Genomic DNA, 18604 nt, shown 5'->3' on the forward strand with positions numbered 1-18604 from the left:
CTCATGTTAGCAGTAAGCCGCTGGCCCCAAAGTGGCCCCCTAAGTGGCCCCCAAAACAAGGTGGTAGCAGGCGAACAGCATTGAACGCCAACGGCCGTTTATGCCGCTAATATAATGATTTTCGTTGTATTTACCAGACGCAGTCGAACGTGACTGGTCAAGAAAGTGGAGGCCCGACCGGGAATCGAACCCGGGTGCACGGATTTGCAGTCCGTTACGTCACCACTCCGCCATCGGGCCTCTCGGTGGACGCCGTCCCTAGCAAGCCGGGTGGCGATGGGCAATCAGGATTCGCTGGCAGGATTCGCGCCACCGATCGCTTTGCAACATCAGCATTGCGCGCCGCGCCGCCGCGAGGCAAAGACAGCGCCATGACGACAATCGGTTCCTCTGCTCAGCGCCAGACCATGGTGGACACGCAGTTGAAGACCGTGGCGGTCACCGACGCCGCGGTCCTGGCTGCCTTTGCCGATGTGCCGCGCGAGCCCTATTTGCCGGCTGGGCTGGCCGAACTGGCCTATGCCGACGCCGCCCACGAAGTCGCACGCGGCCGTTGCCTGCTCGCCCCGCTGGCGTTGGCGCTGCTGTTGCAGCATGCCGCGGTGCAGCCAGGGCAACATGTGCTGGTGGTCGGCAGTGCCAGCGGCTATTCGGCCGCCATCATCGCGCGGCTGGGCGCACGGGTCAGCGCGCTCGAAAACGATGCTGCGCTGGTCGCCATGGCGGCGGCGGCCGGCGTGACGAGCCTGGTCGGCCCGCTGGCTGAAGGCTGGGCGGCGGGCGCGCCCTATGATCTGATCCTGTTCGAAGGCAGCATCGAAACCGTGCCGCCGGCGATTGCCGCGCAGTTGGCACCCGGTGGCCGGATCGCTGCGGTGCTCCGCCAGTCTGGCGTTGGCCGCGCCTATGTCGGGCCGTTGACGCCAACCGGCGAACCGGCCGGCTTGGCGTTCATCGAGATGGCCGCGCCGCCGCTGCCCGGCTTTGCGCGCGCTCCCGCCTTTGCCTTCTGAGCAGCCGGGTCGCTCTGGCCGTAACTGTCGCAATGGCGTAACAAGAGGGCATGTCTGAACCGCCGGCCTCCATCGATGCCATTCTGGCTTCCATCCGCGCCCGCGTGACCGGGCCGGAGCCTGATCCGGAACTGTCAGCGCCGCCCGCGACCCCCGAACCCGACATCGTGCCGCTGGCCAGCGTCACCCTGCCGCCGGACATGGCAAGCATCACCCTGGATGCGCTGATTCGCGACATGATGGCACCGCACATCAAGGCCTGGCTGGATGCCAACATGCCGGAAATCGTCGAGAAGGTCGCCCGCGAGGAAATCCGCCGGCTGACCGGGAAGCTGTAGCCAAGCCTTCGGGCTTTCCCCGCCGCCAGCCAGCGGCTATCGCCGTCGCATGATCGACCGTATTTTCGACCCCGCCAGTTTTGAACAGCGCTGGTATGCGCATTGGGAACGCAACGCCCGCTTCCGCCCGGCGCGCCCTGACGCGCAGCCGTTCACCATCGTCATCCCGCCGCCGAATGTCACGGGCAGTCTGCACATCGGCCATGCGCTGGACAACACGTTGCAGGATATCCTCATCCGCTGGCACCGGCTCAATGGCCGCGATGCGCGCTGGATCGTCGGCACCGATCATGCCGGCATCGCCACCCAGATGGTGGTGGAACGCCGCCTGGCCGAAGCGCAGCAACCGGGCCGCACCGCCATGGGCCGCGCCGCATTCGAAGCCAAGGTGTGGGAATGGAAGGCCGAATCCGGCGGCACCATCACCGGGCAATTGCGGCGGCTGGGCGCGTCCTGCGATTGGGCCAATGAACGCTTCACCATGGACGACGGCTTCAATGCGGCCGTGATCAAGGTGTTCGTGGAACTGTACAACCAGAAGCTCCTGTACCGCGACAAAAGGCTGGTGAACTGGGACCCGAAGCTGAAGACCGCGATTTCCGACCTTGAGGTGGAAACCCGCGAAGTCGCCGGCACCTTCACCCACATCCGCTATCCGCTCGCCGATGGCGCGGTGCTGGACAGCGGCGCCGATCATATCATCGTGGCCACCACGCGCCCGGAAACCATGCTGGGCGATACCGCGGTCGCCGTGCATCCGGAGGACGCGCGCTATGCCTCGGTGATTGGCAAATTTGTGGAACTGCCGATCACCGGTCGGCGGATTCCGATCATTGCCGATGAACACGCCGATCCCGAATTGGGCAGCGGCGCGGTGAAGATCACCCCGGCGCATGATTTCAACGATTGGGCGGTGTATGAACGCAACAAGGCCATCGGCTGGATCAACATCCTCGATGCCGAAGCCAATATCTGCGTGGCGGACGGCGTGCCGGCAGCCTATGTGGGCCTGACCCGCGAGGCGGCGCGCAAGCAGGTGGTGGCCGATCTCGAAGCCCTCGACCGCATCGAGCGCATCGAGAACAAGACCATCCAGATGCCCTATGGCGACCGCAGCGGTGTGGTGATCGAGCCGTGGCTGACCGACCAGTGGTATGTGAATGCCGGCGAACTGGCCAAGGATGCGCTGGCCGCCGTGCACGATGGCCGCACGCGCTTTGTGCCGGCGACGTGGGAAAAAACCTATTTCAACTGGATGGAGAATATCCAGCCGTGGTGCGTGAGCCGCCAACTGTGGTGGGGGCACCGGATTCCGGCCTGGTATGCGCCCGACGGTCGGGTGTTCGTGGCAGAGACGCAAGCCGAAGCGCAGGCCCAGGCCGGCGACGTGGCACTGACCCGCGACGAGGACGTGCTCGACACCTGGTTCTCCTCCGCGCTGTGGCCGTTCGCGACCTTGGGCTGGCCGGCGGAAACGCCGGACGTTGCCCGTCACTACCCCGGCGACGTGCTCGTCACCGGCTTTGACATCATCTTCTTCTGGGTCGCCCGCATGATGATGCAGGGGCTGCATTTCATGGATGAGGTGCCGTTCCGCACCGTTTATTGCCACGGCCTGGTGCGCGACGCCAAGGGCCAGAAGATGAGCAAATCCAAGGGCAACACCGTCGATCCGCTCGTGCTGATCGACAAATATGGTGCCGATGCGCTGCGCTTCACGCTGACCGCGATGGAAACGCAGGGGCGCGACATCAAGCTGAACGAGAGCCGCATCGAAGGCTATCGCAACTTCGCCACCAAGTTGTGGAACGCCGCGCGCTTTGCCCAGATGAACGGCATCGCCGGGCACCCGGACATAATGCCGCCGGCCGCGACCCAGCCGGTCAACCGCTGGATCATCGGCGAGGTGAAGCAGACGGCCCGCGCGCTGGAACAGGCGATCGCCGATTTCCGCTTCGATGCCTATGCCGACGCCATCTACAAATTGGTGTGGAGCCGCTTCTGCGACTGGTATCTGGAACTGATCAAGCCGCTGCTGGCCGAAGGTGCGGATGCGGATGTTGCCGCCGAAACCCGCAGCACCGCAGGCTGGGCGCTCGATCAGATTTTGGTGATGCTGCACCCGGTGATGCCGTTCCTCACCGAGGAATTGTGGCACCAGTTGGGGACGCGCGATGATCTGATCCTGGCGCAATGGGTGGCGACCGCTGCGCTGCCGGAAGACGCGGCGGCCAGCGCGGATATCGACTGGCTGATCGGGCTGATCAGCGAAATCCGTTCGGCGCGTACCGAGGTGAATGTGCCGCCATCGGCGAAGCTGCCGTTTGCCGTGGAGGGCGCTTCGCCTGAAACCACCGCGCGGCTGGCCGCCAATGCGCCCGCCATCGAGCGGCTGGCGCGCGTGACGGCGGGCGCGGCGCCGGAAGGTGGCCGCCTGCAACTGGTGCACGGCGAAGCGACCTTCCTGATCCCGATCGGCGACGTGATCGATCTGGCCGCCGAAAAGGCCCGGCTGGACAAGGCACTGGCCGCCGCGATCAAGGAACGCGACGCGCTGGCCGGGCGGCTGGGCAACCCAGGCTTCACCGAAAAGGCCAAGCCGGAAGCGGTGGAGAAGGCCCGCGAAGACCATGAAGCGCGCAGCGCTGAGGCGGAGCGGCTGGCCGCGGCGCTAGCGCGGTTGGGGTAGGCTTTTCCCACCCCCAGCCCCTCTTGGCTGCGGGAGGGGAGCCGTGTCGGCTTGTGGCGCACGCTTCCTTCACGCCCAATCCGCGCCCCTCCCGCAGCCAAGAGGGGTTGGGGGTGGGGCTTGGCGGCCCGCACCAACCTGCTAGCCTGTCCCCACAACCGGGGGACCATCCATGAAACATCTCGCCATCGCGCTGCTGCTCGCCACCACACCCGCCCTTGCGCAAACCGCGCCGCCAGCCACCGCAATCGCTGCCAACCCCGACGTGCAGGCCGCCGAGCGCCTGTTCAGCGCCTGGCTGGAAGGCCAGATCGCCTATCGCGGCCTGCCCGGCGTGGCGGTGGGCGTCGTGCAGGATCAGCAACTCGTGTGGAGCCAGGGCTTCGGCTACGCCGACATCGCCGCCAAAAAGCCGATGACCGCCGACACGCGCTTCCGCATCGCATCCAATTCCAAATTGTTCGCCGCCATCGCCATCCTGCAACTGCGCGAGGCCGGCAAATTGCGGCTGGATGATCCGGTGGTGAAATATCTGCCGTGGTTCACGCCCAAGCCGGCCGGACCCGACGATGGCCCGATCACCGTCGAGCAGCTCTTGTCCCACAGCAGCGGCTTGCAACGTGAGGCCAGCGATCACTGGTCGAGCTACAATTTCCCGACCGAGGCCGAGCTGATCAAGCTGATGCCGGATCGTCAGGCCAGCTTCCCGCCGCAGACGCGCTGGAAATATTCCAACCTCGCCTTTGCTGTCGCCGGTCTGGTGGTGGAAAAGATCACCGGCCAGCGCTGGGCGGATTATGTGACCGCCAACATCCTGAAACCATTGGAGATGAACGCCACCAGCATCGACAAGCAAGATCCCGGCCTCGCCACGCCCTATGCGGTGCGCACCCCGGAAGGCACAAGGCGCGTGATGGGCTTTGTCGATGCCAAGGGCATGGCGGCGGCGACCGGCCTGTCGTCCAACGTCAATGATCTGGCCAAATTCATCGCCGCGCAGTTCCGCCGCGCGCCAAAGGCCGGCGGCAACAACATCCTGTCGGCTGGATCGTGGCGCGAGGCGCTGCGCGTGCGGTCGGTCGATGAAAATTGGCAGTCGGGGTCTGGCCTGGGTTTCGATCACAGCCGCTTCAAGGATCGCACCTACGCCGGCCACGGCGGCGGCTATCCCGGCAACACCACGATGACGCTGGCGCAGATCGACGACAAGGTCGGCGTGATCGTGCTGACCAACACCAATGATTCGAACCCGTCCGACATCGCCCGCCAGTTGATGATCACCGTGGGCGAAGCGGTGGCCAAGGCCGCCAAGCCCAAGGCGACGCCCGCCTGGGACCCGGCCTGGGCGCGCTTTGCCGGGCGCTATCGCGGCGGCGATGATGGCGTGACGCAGGTGGTGCTGCTCAATCAGCAACTGGTGCTGCTGGGCGCAACCGCCGCCGCCGCGGAAACCCGCAGCGTGCTGGAGCCCTTGGGCGGCGGCCAGTTCAAGCTGATGGCGCCCACCGGCGGCAGTTCCATCGGCGAGGTGGTGCGATTCGAGGAAAAGGACGGCAAGATCACCCGCATGTTCCTGGGCGATGGCTGGAGCACGCGCATCGACGGATGGTAAAGCGCGCCATCGCGCCCCCTTCCCTCCCCTTCGCCTTCTGCTAGAAGGCGCGCGTGCACCGTTTTGCGAACCCCGCGCGATTCCTGAAGATCGCCCGTGTTGCCACGCCGATCCTGGCGTTGCTCGGCCTGGCGTTGACCGCCGCCGGCCTGTGGATCGGCCTGTTCGCCAGCCCGCCGGATTACCAGCAGGGTGAAAGCGTGCGCATCATGTATGTGCATGTACCCGCCGCCTGGCTGGGTGCTGGCGGCTATCTGGGCCTCGCCATTGCATCCGCCACCGCGCTGATCTGGCGCCACCCGCTGGCCACCATCGCGGCGCGCGCCATTGCCCCGGCCGGCGCGGCCTTCACCGCCATCTGCCTGGTGTCGGGCGCTTTGTGGGGCAAGCCGACCTGGGGCACCTATTGGGTGTGGGATGCGCGGCTGACCTCGATGCTGGTGCTGCTGTTCCTCTATCTCGGCTATCTGGCGCTGTCGGCCAGCGAGGCGGAAAAGGGCGGCGAGAGCCGCGCGGCGGCGATCCTGGCGCTGGTGGGCGTGATCAACCTGCCGATCATCAAATATTCGGTGGAATGGTGGAACACGCTGCACCAGGGCAGCAGCATTTCGGTGGTGAATGCCAAATCCTCGATTGCGCCGGAATTGCTGACGCCCTTGTTGCTGTCGGTCGCCGGCTTCAGCTTCCTGTTTGGCGCCATCGTGTTGATGCGGATGCGGGCGATGCTGGCGCAGCAGCGCATCGATGCGCGCAGCCGGCGGCTGGCGGAGGCGGTGGCCTGATGGACGGAGTCGTCGCCCGCCCCGATCTGTGGGCCAATTTCATCTGGCCGGCCTATGGCTTGACGCTGGTCGGCCTCATCGGGCTGCTGGTCTGGGCCTTTGTCTCCATGCGCAGCGCCGAGAAAAAGGCCGAGGAAAGCAAACGTCGATGAAAGCCAAACATCAACGCCTGTGGCTGGTCGTCGGCGCACTCACCGCGCTGGGCGGGGCCGGTGCGCTGGCCTTCTCGACGCTGGGTGAGAAGGCGACTTACTTCTATGCCCCGTCCGATCTGGCCAAGGGTCCGGCGCCCACCGCCGCCATCCGTCTGGGCGGCATGGTCGAAAAGGGCAGCCTGCAGCGCGACGGCGCCACGGTGCATTTCGTGGTGACCGACATGGCAAAGACCGTGCCCGTCACTTACACCGGCATCCTGCCCGACCTGTTTCGCGAAGGCCAGGGCGTGATCGCCGAAGGCAAGATCGATGCGGCCACCGGACAATTCACCGCCGACACCATCCTGGCCAAGCATGACGAGAAATATATGCCGCCCGAAGTGGCCGGTGCGATGAAGAAGACCGGCGCGGTATCCGCCGGCACTTGATGGCCAGGACCAAGGTAGACCGACCGATTTCGGCTCTGCCCGGTGCCATCGGCACCTGCGCCCTGCTGTGCGCCGCCGCGCCGCTGGCCCTGCCACCGGGATCGGTACCGATCACCCTGCAAAGCTTGATCGTCGTGCTGGCGGGTGCGTTGGCCGGCGGCGCAGGCGTGGCCGGCGTCATCGCCTGGCTGGCGCTGGCGGCGCTGGGCCTGCCGGTGCTGGCCGGCGTTAAGGGCGGCATCGGCGCGATGAGCGGCTTCAGCGCCGGATTCCTGATCGCGCTGCCGCTGGCCTGCCGGCTGGCGATGCGCTGGGCGCCGGGCTGGCGCTGGCGGCCGACCTTGCTGCTGATGCTGGCCGGGCATGGCCTGTTGCTGGCGCTGGGCGGCGCAGTAATCGCCATGCGCGGCGGCGATCTGGCGGCGCTGGCGGTGTTGCTGCCGGGTGCGGGGGTGAAGTCGATTGTGGCGATGGCGGTGTTGCTGGTGGTGGGGCGGCGGTTCAAAACTGCGGCTTGAGCCTGGCGGTGAGGCCCACCCCCAGCCCCTCCCGCGAGGGGGAGGGGAGAAGAAGGGGCAAGCGCGAACCACGCCCCTCCCGCTCGCGGGAGGGGCTGGGAATTCAATCGTGGCTGGGCACCCGCGTCGTGCCCCACGGCTCGCCGATATCCTCCAGCACCAGGTCCACCACTTCGATGTGGGCGCGCAGGGCAATGCCGGCGGCGCAGGTGATGATCAGCCAGTCGCCATCTTGCGCCAGCGACAGGATCACGGTCACGGCGTCGGGATCATTGGGCCAGCCGGTGCGCTGCACAACCTGCACGGTTTCGACGCGCAAGGCGCAGCGGATGCGGCTGGATGCAGGCGATTCGCGGCGATAGCGGTTGACCAGGCACACCAGCCGCCGGGCCTTGCGATCAAAGCCGGCATCGGCCAGCCGCAGCGTCGCATCCTGCAACAGCGCCGAAAACGTCTCGATATCAGCCGGTTCGTGGCCCAGCAGGGCCAGGCGAGCAGACTCAGCCATCGCCGATGCGCTCGATATCCGCGCCCACGGCCTGCAACTTCTCTTCCAGCCGCTCGTAGCCGCGATCGAGGTGATAGACGCGCGCCACCGTGGTTTCGCCTTCCGCCGCCAGCCCGGCCAGCACCAGGCTCATCGAGGCGCGCAGATCGGTGGCCATCACTGGCGCGCCGGTCAGGCGCGGCACGCCGCGGACCACGGCGCTGCGGCCGCGCACGGTGATGTCCGCCCCCATGCGCGCCAGTTCCGGGACATGCATGAAGCGGTTTTCGAAGATGGTTTCGGTCAGCAGCGACGCGCCATCGGCCACCGCGAGCATCGCCATGAACTGCGCCTGCATATCGGTGGCAAAGCCGGGATAGGGCGCGGTCGAAACGTTGATGCCGTGCATCGGCCCATCGCGGCGCACGATGATGCCATCGTCGGTGGCCTGGGTGGACACACCGGCTTCGTGCAACATGTCGATGGTCACGCCCAGATCATTCGCCGATGCGCCGACCAGCTCGATCTCGCCGCCGGTGATGGCGGCGGCGCAGGCATAGGAACCCGCCTCGATGCGATCGGGCATCACCGCATAGGTGGCGCCGTGCAGTTCCTTCACGCCGGTGATGGTGAGCTTCTCGGTGCCGATGCCGGCGATTTTCGCCCCCATCGCCACCAGGCAGTTGCACAGATCGACAATCTCCGGTTCCCGCGCGACATTTTCCAGGATCGACGGCCCCTTGGCCAGCACGGCGGCCATCACGGCATTTTCGGTGGCCCCCACCGACACCACCGGAAACACATAACGCCCACCGGGCAGGCCGCCCTTGGGCGCGGTCGCCTTCACATAGCCGGCGGCGAGCTCGATTTCGGCGCCCAGATGTTCCAGCGCCTTCAGGTGCAGATCGATCGGACGGTTGCCGATGGCGCAGCCGCCGGGCAGCGACACGGTGGCGGTGCCGGCCCGCGCCAGCAACGGCCCCAGCACCAGGATCGACGCGCGCATCTTGCGGACGATATCATAGGGCGCGACCGTGGAGGTGATGCGGTTGGCCCGCACGGTCATCACCCGGCCGAATTCATCCGGGCTGGTGCCTTCGATGGTGGTCGAAAGCCCGTGGTTGTTGAGCAGGTGGCCGAAGCTGTCGATGTCGGCCAGCCGCGGCAGGTTGCGCAAGGTCAGCGGCTCGTCGGTGAGCAGCGCGCACGGCATCAGCGTGAGCGCGGCATTCTTGGCGCCGGAAATCTGGATGCGGCCTTGGAGGCGGCGGCCCCCGCGAATGACGATCTGGTCCATGTTACGCTGTTAGCCGGAAGGCTGCGCAGGGGGAAGGGGCGCTATTGCCCGGTGAAAGCGGCCGGGCGCTTCTCCAGATAATGCGCAACGCCTTCCTTGAAATCGGCGCTGGCAAAGCTGCCGGCCATATCGGCATTGGCGGCCTCGATCGCTTCGCCCAGGCCCTGGAACTGGGCATTCCACAGCTCGCGCTTCATTTCGCGCAGTGATCGCGGCGAAACTTCGGTGGCCAGCATGCGGGCATAGGCGGTGACTTCGGCCATGAATTGCGCGTGCGCGATGACGCGGCTGACCAGGCCGAGCGCTCTGGCTTCGGCGGCGTCGATGCGGCGCGCCGAAAACAGCAGGTCGGCCGCATTGGCCATGCCGATCAAGCGCGGCAGCAGCCAGGAAATGCCGTGCTCCGCAATCAGCCCGCGGCGCGAAAAGGCGGTGGAGAACACCGCCGCATCCGACGCGAACCTTATGTCGGTATACAGGGCCAGCACCATGCCCAGCCCGGCGCACGGGCCGTTGATGGCGCCGATGATCGGTTTGGGCACGGCAGGAAACCAGCTATATTGTTTCTGAAAATCCGCACGGGCGGCCGCATCCCACGGCGCCGGCGGGCCGGGGCGGGCTGATGTATCGCCATCCTGGATACCCTGCAGCACATTCATGTCGGCGCCGGCACAGAAACCCCGACCGGCCCCGGTGAGGATGATCACCCGTACCGCATCATCATCGCTGGCATCCCGCATCGCCGCGCGGACATCGGCATCAAGCGAAGCGCACCAGGCGTTCAGCCGATCCGGCCGGTTGAGAGTCACCGTGGCAACCCCGGCATCGACGCCGTAAAGCACATCGGAACAAGCCATGGTTTCGTTTCCTGCTGACAGAACCCGATGTTGCGCCAAAGGGCCGCGATCCGACACCCTGATTGTGGCTAGGCCGTGCGCCGCAGCGACAGCGTGTAGACAGCGAGGCCCGCCCAGATGCAGCAGAAGGCCGCCAGCCGGGCCGGATCGAGCACTTCACCGAAGATCAGCACCGCTTCGACCAGCACCATGGTGGGCGCCATATACTGCATCAAGCCCAGGGTGGACAGCGGCAGCCGCCGCGCCGCGATGCCGAACAGCAGCAACGGCACCGCAGTGGCCACGCCGCCCAGCGCCAGCGTGATCAAGGTGGGTGCCGGCCAGCCCGTGAAGCCATGCGGCGTGCCGACGATCCATACGGCCGCAAACGGCGCCAGCATCAGGGTTTCCACGAACAACCCGGTGGCGGCATCCACCGCCGCCTGCTTGCGGATCAGGCCATAGATGCCGAACGACAGTGCCAGCCCCAGGCTGACCAGCGGCAGCGCGCCGCGCTCGACGGCCAGCACGGCGACGCCCAGCGCCGCCAGCGCCACCGCCACCCATTGCAAGCGCGACAGGCGTTCGCCGAGCAGCACGACCCCGAACAGCACCGAAACCAGCGGGTTGATGAAATAACCCAGCGACGTATCGATGACATGCCCGGCCAGCACCGCCCAGGTATAGACGAACCAGTTGACCGTGATGCACACGGCCGAGGCGAAGAGCATCAGCAGCAGGCGCGGCTGGCGCAACGCCGCCACCACCTTGTCCCAGCCCCGCAGCCCGGCAATCAGCAGCACCACCACCAACACCGACCACAGGATGCGATGCGCCAGCACATCCTGTGCCGGTACACCATGGAGCAGCCGCAGATAGAGGGGCATCACGCCCCAGATCAGATAAGCGCCCATGCCGGCGAAAAAGCCGATGCGGGCCTGCGAAGGGGCGGGACGGGAACTCACGACTGCCGGTTAGCGGGCGCTGCGCCGGAGCGCTAGCCCCGCGCCGATTCTCTACAGCTTCGGCAATGTCACGCCCTTCTGGCCCATATATTTGCCGGCCCGGTCGGCGTAGCTGACCTCGCAGGGTTCGTTGCCTTTCAGGAACAGGAACTGGCAGGCGCCTTCGTTGGCATAGATGCGCGCCGGCAGCGGGGTGGTGTTGCTGAACTCCAGCGTGACATGGCCTTCCCAGCCCGGTTCCAGCGGGGTGACGTTCACGATGATGCCGCAACGGGCATAGGTGCTCTTGCCCAGGCAGATCACCAGCACATCGCGCGGGATGCGGAAATATTCCACCGTGCGCGCCAGCGCGAAACTGTTGGGCGGGATCACGCACACATCGGTCTTGCGATCGACAAAGCTGTTCGGGTTGAAATCCTTGGGGTCCACCACCGCCGAATCGACATTGGTGAAGATCTTGAATTCATCGGCCACCCGCGCGTCATAGCCATAGCTGGACAGGCCATAGGAAATGCAGCCGCCGCGCGTCTGCCGCTCCACGAAGGGTTCGATCATGCCATCGCGCAAGGCGGTTTCGCGAATCCAGCGGTCGGACAATACGGACATCAGTGACCTTTTATGTGCAGCACGCAGATCAGGGTGAACAGCCGCCGCGCCGTATCGAAATCGACGATGGCGCGTGTTTCCAGCCGTTCCTTCAGCAGTTCGGCGGCATCGTTGTGGATGCCGCGCCGCGCCATGTCGATGGTTTCGATCTGGCCGGGGCTGGATTGGCGGATGGCCTGGTAATAGCTGTCGCAGATGGCGAAATATTCGCGGATGGTGCGCCGGAACGGGCTCAGCGCCACCTGGAAGGCATCGACCGGCCGGTCGAGCGTATCGCTCACCGTCACGTCGAGCCGGCCATCCTCCACGCCGAGCAGCAATTTATAGGGGCCGTGGTGGCCGGCCTCGGACGCGGCGACCGGCTTGAATATATTGCCTTCCAGCAGATCGAAGATGGCGACGCGGCGTTCCTGTTCGATATCGGCATTGCGCCACAGGATCGTGCGTTCATCCAGCTTGATATCGATGCAGCGATAATCGGCCGTCATGGTGCTGTTGCCGCAAATCCATTGACCAGCCGCGCCAGCCCGTCGCGCACCGGTTGCAGCCCCTCATCCTGGGTCTTGCCCAGTCGCACGATGACCAGCCGCTTTGACGGCACCACGATCACATATTGGCCGAGATGCCCGATGGCGGCAAAGGCATCCGCCGGGCCCTTTTGCCAGAACAGCGCATTGTCCATGCCACTGGATTGCTTGCGGTTCAGCCAGAATTGCCCACCATAGCCGGTGTTGCTGGGCGACGGGGTGGTCACGAAGCGCACCCAATCGGGGCGCACCACCTGGGTTCCGGCCACGACGCCGCCATCCAGATACAATTGCCCGAACGCCGCCCAATCGCGCGCGGTGGCATGGCACAACGATCCGCCATAAAGATTGCCCTGGGGATCAAATTCACAGAGCAGGCTGTTCATGCCGGCTGGTGCCGACAGCCGCTGGCTGATGAAATCCCGCACCGCGCGGCGGCGCTCCGCAGGCGTTCTGGCAGCCGGCGCCACCGTGTCTGCCACGATGCGCGCCAGGATGTGCGTGGTCAGCGTGTTGTATTGAAAGCGGGTGCCCGGCGCCACTTCGGCCGGTTCGGCCACGGCCGCCTTGTAGATATCGCCCGACAGATCGGCGAACAGCGCGCGGTTGGTATCGGCCAGTTCCGGCGCCGGCCCGGCTTCCAGATGCTTCACGCCCGACGCCATGTGCAGCAACTGGCGCAAGCTGATCTTCGCCCGCGCATCATTTCGCCATGCCGGCACCGGCGCCGGGGTATCGAGCTGCAACCGGCCATCGGCGACCAGGAAGCCGATCAGGGTCGAGGTGATGGATTTGGCCATCGACCAGCTGATCAATCGCGTGCCCGGCCCGATTCCGGTGCCATAACGTTCATAAATGCGCTTGCCATCCTGCAGCACGATCAGCGCGCGGGTTTCGCCCATGCGCGGATCGGTGAAAAATGCATCCGCTGCCGGCAACGCCGACACCGGCTGCGCTGCGGGAATGACGGAGGGTGCAGCGACCGGCGCCTGCCCCGGTGCTTGCGCAGCCGCCTGCCCAACCAGCAACAGGCTTGCGAGGGCGATCTGGATGCTGCACCGTATCATCCCTACACGCTAGAGGCCCTGCCCCCATGCTGGCAAGTGACACGCTCGATCCATCTGCCCCACCACCCTCGCCGCCGCCCGCCCCGACACGCCGGCGCTGGCTGATCTGGGCGCCGCTGCTGCTGTTGTGCGCGGCTGCAGGCGGCTGGCTGGGCCTGCGATATTCCACCACCGGCAAACAAGCGCAGCTCGCCACCGGCTATATCGCGCATGTCGTGTGTGCCTGCCGCTATGTCGGCGGCCGCGACATGGCCAGTTGCGAAACCGATCGCGAGCCGGGCACCGAAATCGTCAAGGTCAGCGAAGACAGCGCCGCGCGCACCATCACGGCATCCGTGGCTTTGCTTGCCAGCCGCACGGCGCGTTTCGATCCGGAATATGGCTGCTCGCTGGACGCGCCATAAGGGTCACATCCAGCCGCGCCAGCGAAAGATCAGATAGGGCAACACCGCCGAGGCCAGCATGATGAGCAGCGCCAGCGGATAGCCCAGATGCCATTGCAATTCGGGCATGAAGGCAAAGTTCATGCCATAGATGCCGGCCACCAGCGTCGGCGGCATGAACACCACCGCCGCCACCGAAAAAATCTTCAACACGACATTCTGTTCGATCGAGATCAGGCCCAGGGTGGCATCGAGCAGGAACGTGAGATTGTTGCCGGTGAAATTGGCCTGATCGGTCAGCGAGGCCAGATCGCGCAACTGCGTCTTGATATGGGGGGCAAGGCTGGCGTCCTTCGGCGCGGCAAACAACAGGAACGACAGCGCCCGGCTCAGTGACACCGCCGATTCGCGCGCCTTGCTCAAGCTGTCCTGCGCGGCGCCCAGCCGGGTGAGCAGGGATTGCAGCGCCAGGTTCGATCGCCGCACCTGGCGGCCACGGGCGCCGGGATCGGCGCGGCGGAAGGCAGCGCGGGAAATCGCATCCACTTCGCGGCCGACATGTTCAAACCCGTCGGCCAGCCGATCGACGATGGTATCCATCAACGCCATCAGCGCCGCCGCCGGCCCGGCGCACAATTCGGGGCTGCGCGTCGCCTGGGCGGCAAAATTTTCAAAGCTGCGCACCGCGTGATAGCGCACCGTCACCAGATGATGGCGGCCCAGCACAAAGCTGACCTGGCAGGTTTCCGGCGTTTCGGCGAGGATCCCGGTCGCCAGCGTGACGGTGAGCACGATGGCATCATTGTCCAGATAGAGCCGGCTGGAGGTTTCGATTTCCGCCATGTCATCAACGGTGGGGATATCGATGCCCAGCGCGGCTTCCAGCAATGCTTCTTCGGCTGGCGTCGGATTGTACAGATCGATCCACACGGCGTCGGCGGGCAACGCCTCGCCATCGGCAAATGTCCGGTTGTCGGTGGGCGAATAAATGCGCAACATGGCGTTCTTCATGGCGCAGGCCGCGATCAGATGTAACCCCTTGGCGATATCGAGCGAAGGACAGACCATGGCCAGCGCCCCTTCCCCCCAAATCCTGCCCCGCCGCGTGCTGCGCCACCATTGGCTGGTGCGGCTGACCCATTGGGGCAACGCACTGGCGATCTTCTTCCTGCTGATGACGGGGATGAACATCTTCGGCGCCCACCCGCGCCTCTATTGGGGCCATGGCGGCTCGCTGGATCAGGTGGAGCGGCAATGGCTGGAAGTGGGCGTGGGCGGCATGATGGCGGCGCCCAAGGGCTGGGTGGACATTGGCGACCGACGCTTTGACACCAGCGGCGTGCTCGGCGTGTCGAAACGCGGCACAAGCTGGAACATCGTCGCCTTCCCGCACTGGGCGACCTTCCCGTCGGGCCGCGATCTGGCCACGGCGCGCAGCTGGCATTTCGCCGCCGCCTGGCTGCTGATCGTCAACGGCCTGATCTGGCTGGGCTATGCGATCCTGTCGGGCCGGCTGTGGCGTGAAATCATCCCCAAGGCGCGCGAACTGGCACCGGCGCATCTGTGGCACGACATCGTGCAGCATCTTCGCCTCAACTTCCCCAAGGGCGAAGCCGCGCTGCGCTATGAAGTGCTGCAGAAACTCGCCTATGCCGGGGTGACGCTGGGGCTGATCCCGATGGTGATCCTCACCGGGATGGCGATGTCGCCGGGGCTGAACGCCGCCTTCCCGTTTCTGGATGCGCTGTGGGGTGGCCGGCAATCGGCACGATCGGTGCACTTCATCGCGGCCAGCGGCATCGCCGGCTTCTTGATCCTGCATCTGGTGCTGGTGGTGCTGGCCGGGCCGATCCGTGGGCTGGGCGCGATGATCACCGGCCGCATGACCATTGGAGGCACCAAATGATCCTGCGTCGCCGCAACCTGCTCGCCGCCCTGCCCGCCGGGCTGCTGCTGTCGGGCTGCGATTCATTGGCCAGCAACCCCACGCTGAAATCCATCGTCGGCGCCGGCGAACAGGCGACCTATCGCTGGCAACGGCTGGTCGGCCGTGATGGCCTGGCCCGCGAATTCGCCGCCTCCGATATCTCACCGGTCTTCAAGATGAACGGCACGCGCCGGCCGACCAATCCCGAATGGCAGCGCCTCGAAGCCGGCGGCTTTGCCGATTGGCGACTGAAGGTGGGCGGGCTGGTGCAACGCGAACTCTCGCTCAGCCTGGCCGACCTCGCCCGCCTGCCGCAACGCACCCAGATCACCCGCCACGATTGCGTCGAAGGCTGGAGCGCAGTCGGCCAATGGACCGGCGTGCCGCTCGGCAGCATCCTGAAAGCCGCCGGCCTGCGCGATGGCGCGCGCTACATCGTCTTCCTGTGCGCCGACGATTATGGCGGCGAAGCGTCCAAAGGCGGCCTGCAATCCGCCAGCCGCTATTACGAAAGCGTGGACCTCGTCGACGCCTTCCACCCCCAGACCATCCTCGCCCACCAGCTCAACCACCAGCCGCTGGATGCCGGCCACGGCGCCCCCATCCGCCTGCGCGTCGAGCGCCAATTGGGGTACAAGCAGGCCAAATATCTGATGCAGATCCTCGCCGTGGACAGCCTCGCCCCGTTCGGCAGCGGCAAGGGCGGTTACTGGCCGGACCGTGGCTATGAATGGTACGCGGGGATCTGACGGCTCAGCGCGCGCCGGCCAGCCCTGACAGGCCCAGTGGTTCGTAATCGCCGATTGCCAACTGCTCGAACACGCCGAGGCCGCTCTCGCCATCCGGCCCGTGCACGCGGCACAGCATCTGCACGTGCAGATTGTCGGGCCGCGCCGGATCGGTGCCGGCAAGGTCGATGGCCTCGCGCTCTACCGCCAGCAGGCCATGATCGAGACCGTGGCCCCAGCGCGGCGAGGTATAGCCAAGGCCCCGCATCTGGAACCGTCTGATCGGTTCCAGCCGGAATCTTTCCCCGCCGACCGAAAGCACGCTGGGCGCCGGCCAGCGCGTGCCCGGTGCGAGCCCGGTGTCCATGCGCGGTTCGTGATGTTCGATGAAGCCATCCGCGCCGCAGCCATCGGGCGCGACCACGGCGCGCGTGTTCCACGCCCGGCCATCGGCATGCGCGTTCAGGTGAAAGAACAGGCTGCGCCGCGGCATGTTGATCGGCGTCCACTGCCAGAAAAACTGCGGCACGCCGCCGCTGAACTGCGCATCGGGCGCACCGACCGGGCGCACACCCCAACTGCGATCGCGGGTGCCCATGCTGCCGGCGGCCAGCGGCGCGTGCGCACCATCGATCGCGATCCAGCCTTCATAATGGCCGTTCTGGGTGAGGCGGGTGTAATCCATGATCGTGCGCGGCCCGACGCGCCATGTGAAGCGCGGCTCGGCGATGGGAAACGACCGACCGGCAAAGACGATGTCGGCAGCAAGGCCTTCGCCATCGACGATCACGCGCAGGCGGTTCAGCGGTTCGACCACTTCGATCCGGATCGGCCCACAGGCGAGGTCCATCCGCTCCATGCCCAGCTTGCGGCTGGCGTGCAGGCAATGCTGCACCCCGTCCTTCACCACGCAGAAATGTGCATCTGCAACATCCAGATGCGGATAGATGCCGAAGGCGACCGCAAAGAAACTGCTGCCATCAGGCGCATAGCCGTTGAAGAAATAGCGATCATAGAAATTGCGGTCCGTGCCCGCGAAGGCGACCGGATCGGGTGTCTGGTGGATCGGATAATCGTCGCCGCGGCTCAGTGCCATCACATCAACCCTTCTTCATCAGCGCGATGCTGCCATGTTCCAGGCACAGCGCGCAGGCGCCGCGCGCCATGGACAGGAAATTGGCATCACCGCGTTCGGTGCGCACAACGAAGGCGCTGCTGAACACGGCGGTGGACACCCCGTGCAGGCCACCCAGCACATAATCATCCCAAATCGCATCGATGCCCAGCGGCACACCGCGCCCGGTCATTTCCGCACAATAAAGCGCCAGCAGTTCGCGTTCATGGGCGCGGCGCAAAATGTCGCCGATCCCGCAGCCCAGAAAATAGGCGACATCGGTCAACCCGGTGCCGATCGCCAGCGTCTGCCAGTCGAGCACGGCGACGGCTTCGGCCCCGCCCTGGATATCGAACATCATGTTGTCGAGCCGGAAATCGCCGTGGACCAGACTGGTTCTTGGCGGCGTCCGGTGGTTCGTGGCCATGATCTCGGCCAGTTCCTCGCACAAATTCATGTATTCGGGTTCGAGCAGGTCACGATAGCGTTCGCGAAACACCGCCTGCGCCTTGGGGTAAAGCGCCCTGACCTGCGCGGCCGCATCGGGATCGGGTTGCAGCCAGGCAAGATCGAGGATGGCCGGATTGTGCCAGCTCGGCGCGTGCAGGCGGGCCGCCTGCTGCACCACCGCCCGGGCATCGGCCAGCGTGCAGCCGGCAATCTGGTTGCCACCGCGCGCCGGCCCCAGATCCTCGAACAGCAGGAAAAAGCATGTCCCGTCCGCATCCATGTCGCTGAACAACGCTTTGGGCGTGCGGATCGGCAACTGTGCAGCCAGCGCCTGGTAGAAGCGCACTTCGCGCGCATACAGGCCAAGCATGGCGGCCGTGCCGCGGCTCGTTGGATCGGCGGCGGCAAATTTGCCGGCCAGCGTCGTCGGCCCCAGGCCATCCGAAAAATCGAGGGTAAACCGCACGCTGTCGCCGACCTGGCCGGTGCCGATCTTCTCCCACCGCCAGCGTTCCGGCGCCCGGCCCAAAATCGCGGCCCACCAGTCCGATGTGATCTCGTCCGGATGCGCCGGAAACCCGCTCATCTTGCCGTCTCCCCGGCAAGCGATAGGCAGCGCGGCGGATGGCGGCAATGGCCTTTCCGGCTGGCGCCGCCGATCACTGCCACAAGCATCAGGGGA

General features: G+C 65.9%; 21 protein-coding genes and 1 tRNA gene. 11 read left to right on the forward strand and 11 right to left on the reverse strand.

What is annotated here, in order from left to right:
• Nucleotides 1–166 precede the first annotated feature (166 nt).
• Nucleotides 167–240 (reverse strand) — tRNA-Cys (locus tag ABWP22_RS07715).
• 131 nt (nucleotides 241–371) lie between these two features.
• Between ABWP22_RS07715 and ABWP22_RS07720 the strand changes: the two genes are divergently transcribed.
• The 8 genes from ABWP22_RS07720 to ABWP22_RS07755 all read left to right on the forward strand — a co-directional run bounded on the left by ABWP22_RS07720 (nucleotide 372) and on the right by ABWP22_RS07755 (nucleotide 7535).
• Complete coding sequence (locus ABWP22_RS07720) at nucleotides 372–1013, forward strand: protein-L-isoaspartate O-methyltransferase family protein (protein ID WP_353199375.1); 642 nt, start codon at nucleotides 372–374, stop codon at nucleotides 1011–1013.
• 50 nt (nucleotides 1014–1063) lie between these two features.
• Entirely contained in the window at nucleotides 1064–1351 is a 288-nt protein-coding gene (locus ABWP22_RS07725; RefSeq protein ID WP_353199376.1) for a DUF2497 domain-containing protein, read from the forward strand.
• A 49-nt stretch (nucleotides 1352–1400) separates the two neighbouring features.
• Nucleotides 1401–4040 carry a valine--tRNA ligase gene (locus tag ABWP22_RS07730; RefSeq protein WP_353199377.1) on the forward strand — a complete coding sequence of 880 codons (2640 nt, stop codon included), beginning with the start codon at nucleotides 1401–1403 and terminating at the stop codon, nucleotides 4038–4040.
• 172 nt (nucleotides 4041–4212) lie between these two features.
• Complete coding sequence (locus tag ABWP22_RS07735; RefSeq protein WP_353199378.1) at nucleotides 4213–5652, forward strand: serine hydrolase domain-containing protein; 1440 nt, start codon at nucleotides 4213–4215, stop codon at nucleotides 5650–5652.
• Nucleotides 5653–5705: 53 nt separating this feature from the next.
• Nucleotides 5706–6434 (forward strand): heme ABC transporter permease, encoded by a 729-nt coding sequence (locus tag ABWP22_RS07740; RefSeq protein WP_353199379.1) that lies wholly within the window; start codon nucleotides 5706–5708, stop codon nucleotides 6432–6434.
• On the forward strand, nucleotides 6434–6586 hold the full coding sequence (gene ccmD, locus ABWP22_RS07745) for a heme exporter protein CcmD (protein ID WP_353199380.1): 153 nt from the start codon (nucleotides 6434–6436) through the stop codon (nucleotides 6584–6586). The genes ABWP22_RS07740 and ccmD overlap by 1 nt, the downstream gene beginning before the upstream one ends.
• Nucleotides 6583–7017, forward strand: coding sequence for a cytochrome c maturation protein CcmE (gene ccmE, locus ABWP22_RS07750; RefSeq protein WP_353199381.1), 435 nt, complete (start codon nucleotides 6583–6585; stop codon nucleotides 7015–7017). The genes ccmD and ccmE overlap by 4 nt, the downstream gene beginning before the upstream one ends.
• Entirely contained in the window at nucleotides 7017–7535 is a 519-nt protein-coding gene (locus tag ABWP22_RS07755) for a biotin transporter BioY (protein ID WP_353199382.1), read from the forward strand. Before ccmE ends, ABWP22_RS07755 begins: the two co-directional genes overlap by 1 nt.
• Nucleotides 7536–7638: 103 nt before the next feature.
• Here the strand turns inward: ABWP22_RS07755 and ABWP22_RS07760 are convergent, their stop codons facing one another.
• From ABWP22_RS07760 to ABWP22_RS07790, 7 genes are all read right to left on the reverse strand, one after another.
• Nucleotides 7639–8043 carry a DUF2948 family protein gene (locus ABWP22_RS07760; RefSeq protein ID WP_353199383.1) on the reverse strand — a complete coding sequence of 135 codons (405 nt, stop codon included), beginning with the start codon at nucleotides 8041–8043 and terminating at the stop codon, nucleotides 7639–7641.
• Entirely contained in the window at nucleotides 8036–9319 is a 1284-nt protein-coding gene (gene murA, locus ABWP22_RS07765; protein ID WP_353199384.1) for a UDP-N-acetylglucosamine 1-carboxyvinyltransferase, read from the reverse strand. Before murA ends, ABWP22_RS07760 begins: the two co-directional genes overlap by 8 nt.
• A 41-nt stretch (nucleotides 9320–9360) precedes the next feature.
• Entirely contained in the window at nucleotides 9361–10176 is an 816-nt protein-coding gene (locus tag ABWP22_RS07770) for an enoyl-CoA hydratase (protein WP_353199385.1), read from the reverse strand.
• A gap of 68 nt (nucleotides 10177–10244) precedes the next feature.
• Entirely contained in the window at nucleotides 10245–11120 is an 876-nt protein-coding gene (rarD, locus tag ABWP22_RS07775) for an EamA family transporter RarD (RefSeq protein ID WP_353199386.1), read from the reverse strand.
• 51 nt (nucleotides 11121–11171) lie between these two features.
• On the reverse strand, nucleotides 11172–11726 hold the full coding sequence (gene dcd / locus ABWP22_RS07780) for a dCTP deaminase (protein WP_353199387.1): 555 nt from the start codon (nucleotides 11724–11726) through the stop codon (nucleotides 11172–11174).
• On the reverse strand, nucleotides 11726–12214 hold the full coding sequence (locus ABWP22_RS07785) for a UPF0262 family protein (RefSeq protein WP_353199388.1): 489 nt from the start codon (nucleotides 12212–12214) through the stop codon (nucleotides 11726–11728). Before ABWP22_RS07785 ends, dcd begins: the two co-directional genes overlap by 1 nt.
• Nucleotides 12211–13320 carry a serine hydrolase domain-containing protein gene (locus tag ABWP22_RS07790; RefSeq protein WP_353199389.1) on the reverse strand — a complete coding sequence of 370 codons (1110 nt, stop codon included), beginning with the start codon at nucleotides 13318–13320 and terminating at the stop codon, nucleotides 12211–12213. The genes ABWP22_RS07785 and ABWP22_RS07790 overlap by 4 nt, the downstream gene beginning before the upstream one ends.
• 26 nt (nucleotides 13321–13346) lie before the next feature.
• Here ABWP22_RS07790 and ABWP22_RS07795 point away from each other — a divergent pair, with 26 nt between their 5' ends.
• Nucleotides 13347–13724 (forward strand): hypothetical protein, encoded by a 378-nt coding sequence (locus ABWP22_RS07795; protein ID WP_353199390.1) that lies wholly within the window; start codon nucleotides 13347–13349, stop codon nucleotides 13722–13724.
• A 3-nt stretch (nucleotides 13725–13727) separates the two neighbouring features.
• Here the strand turns inward: ABWP22_RS07795 and ABWP22_RS07800 are convergent, their stop codons facing one another.
• A complete protein-coding gene (locus tag ABWP22_RS07800; protein ID WP_353199391.1) occupies nucleotides 13728–14771 on the reverse strand; it encodes a magnesium transporter CorA family protein in 1044 nt (347 codons plus the stop codon).
• Here ABWP22_RS07800 and ABWP22_RS07805 point away from each other — a divergent pair.
• Both ABWP22_RS07805 and ABWP22_RS07810 read left to right on the forward strand, forming a co-directional pair.
• Nucleotides 14770–15609 carry a cytochrome b/b6 domain-containing protein gene (locus tag ABWP22_RS07805; RefSeq protein WP_353199392.1) on the forward strand — a complete coding sequence of 280 codons (840 nt, stop codon included), beginning with the start codon at nucleotides 14770–14772 and terminating at the stop codon, nucleotides 15607–15609. The genes ABWP22_RS07800 and ABWP22_RS07805 overlap by 2 nt on opposite strands.
• Nucleotides 15606–16379, forward strand: coding sequence for a molybdopterin-dependent oxidoreductase (locus ABWP22_RS07810; protein ID WP_353199393.1), 774 nt, complete (start codon nucleotides 15606–15608; stop codon nucleotides 16377–16379). Before ABWP22_RS07805 ends, ABWP22_RS07810 begins: the two co-directional genes overlap by 4 nt.
• Nucleotides 16380–16383: 4 nt before the next feature.
• On the opposite strand, the gene ABWP22_RS07815 is transcribed toward ABWP22_RS07810, so the two are convergent.
• Nucleotides 16384–17454 carry an Rv3169 family protein gene (locus tag ABWP22_RS07815; protein ID WP_353199394.1) on the reverse strand — a complete coding sequence of 357 codons (1071 nt, stop codon included), beginning with the start codon at nucleotides 17452–17454 and terminating at the stop codon, nucleotides 16384–16386.
• Between the two features lie 4 nt (nucleotides 17455–17458).
• Nucleotides 17459–18508, reverse strand: a complete 1050-nt coding sequence (locus ABWP22_RS07820) for a phosphotransferase family protein (RefSeq protein WP_353199395.1) — start codon at nucleotides 18506–18508, stop codon at nucleotides 17459–17461.
• Nucleotides 18509–18604: the final 96 nt, after the last annotated feature.

The organism is Sandarakinorhabdus sp. (genome assembly GCF_040398665.1).
Taxonomy (GTDB): domain Bacteria; phylum Pseudomonadota; class Alphaproteobacteria; order Sphingomonadales; family Sphingomonadaceae; genus Sandarakinorhabdus.

Coding starts and splice junctions, on each gene's coding strand:
- ABWP22_RS07720 (WP_353199375.1), top strand. CDS start 372: ATGACGACAATCGGTTCCTCTGCTCAGCGCCAGACCATGGTGGACACG.
- ABWP22_RS07725 (WP_353199376.1), top strand. CDS start 1,064: ATGTCTGAACCGCCGGCCTCCATCGATGCCATTCTGGCTTCCATCCGC.
- ABWP22_RS07730 (WP_353199377.1), top strand. CDS start 1,401: ATGATCGACCGTATTTTCGACCCCGCCAGTTTTGAACAGCGCTGGTAT.
- ABWP22_RS07735 (WP_353199378.1), top strand. CDS start 4,213: ATGAAACATCTCGCCATCGCGCTGCTGCTCGCCACCACACCCGCCCTT.
- ccmD (WP_353199380.1), top strand. CDS start 6,434: ATGGACGGAGTCGTCGCCCGCCCCGATCTGTGGGCCAATTTCATCTGG.
- ccmE (WP_353199381.1), top strand. CDS start 6,583: ATGAAAGCCAAACATCAACGCCTGTGGCTGGTCGTCGGCGCACTCACC.
- ABWP22_RS07755 (WP_353199382.1), top strand. CDS start 7,017: ATGGCCAGGACCAAGGTAGACCGACCGATTTCGGCTCTGCCCGGTGCC.
- ABWP22_RS07760 (WP_353199383.1), bottom strand. CDS start 8,043: ATGGCTGAGTCTGCTCGCCTGGCCCTGCTGGGCCACGAACCGGCTGAT.
- murA (WP_353199384.1), bottom strand. CDS start 9,319: ATGGACCAGATCGTCATTCGCGGGGGCCGCCGCCTCCAAGGCCGCATC.
- ABWP22_RS07770 (WP_353199385.1), bottom strand. CDS start 10,176: ATGGCTTGTTCCGATGTGCTTTACGGCGTCGATGCCGGGGTTGCCACG.
- dcd (WP_353199387.1), bottom strand. CDS start 11,726: ATGTCCGTATTGTCCGACCGCTGGATTCGCGAAACCGCCTTGCGCGAT.
- ABWP22_RS07785 (WP_353199388.1), bottom strand. CDS start 12,214: ATGACGGCCGATTATCGCTGCATCGATATCAAGCTGGATGAACGCACG.
- ABWP22_RS07790 (WP_353199389.1), bottom strand. CDS start 13,320: ATGATACGGTGCAGCATCCAGATCGCCCTCGCAAGCCTGTTGCTGGTT.
- ABWP22_RS07795 (WP_353199390.1), top strand. CDS start 13,347: ATGCTGGCAAGTGACACGCTCGATCCATCTGCCCCACCACCCTCGCCG.
- ABWP22_RS07805 (WP_353199392.1), top strand. CDS start 14,770: ATGGCCAGCGCCCCTTCCCCCCAAATCCTGCCCCGCCGCGTGCTGCGC.
- ABWP22_RS07800 (WP_353199391.1), bottom strand. CDS start 14,771: ATGGTCTGTCCTTCGCTCGATATCGCCAAGGGGTTACATCTGATCGCG.
- ABWP22_RS07810 (WP_353199393.1), top strand. CDS start 15,606: ATGATCCTGCGTCGCCGCAACCTGCTCGCCGCCCTGCCCGCCGGGCTG.
- ABWP22_RS07815 (WP_353199394.1), bottom strand. CDS start 17,454: ATGGCACTGAGCCGCGGCGACGATTATCCGATCCACCAGACACCCGAT.
- ABWP22_RS07820 (WP_353199395.1), bottom strand. CDS start 18,508: ATGAGCGGGTTTCCGGCGCATCCGGACGAGATCACATCGGACTGGTGG.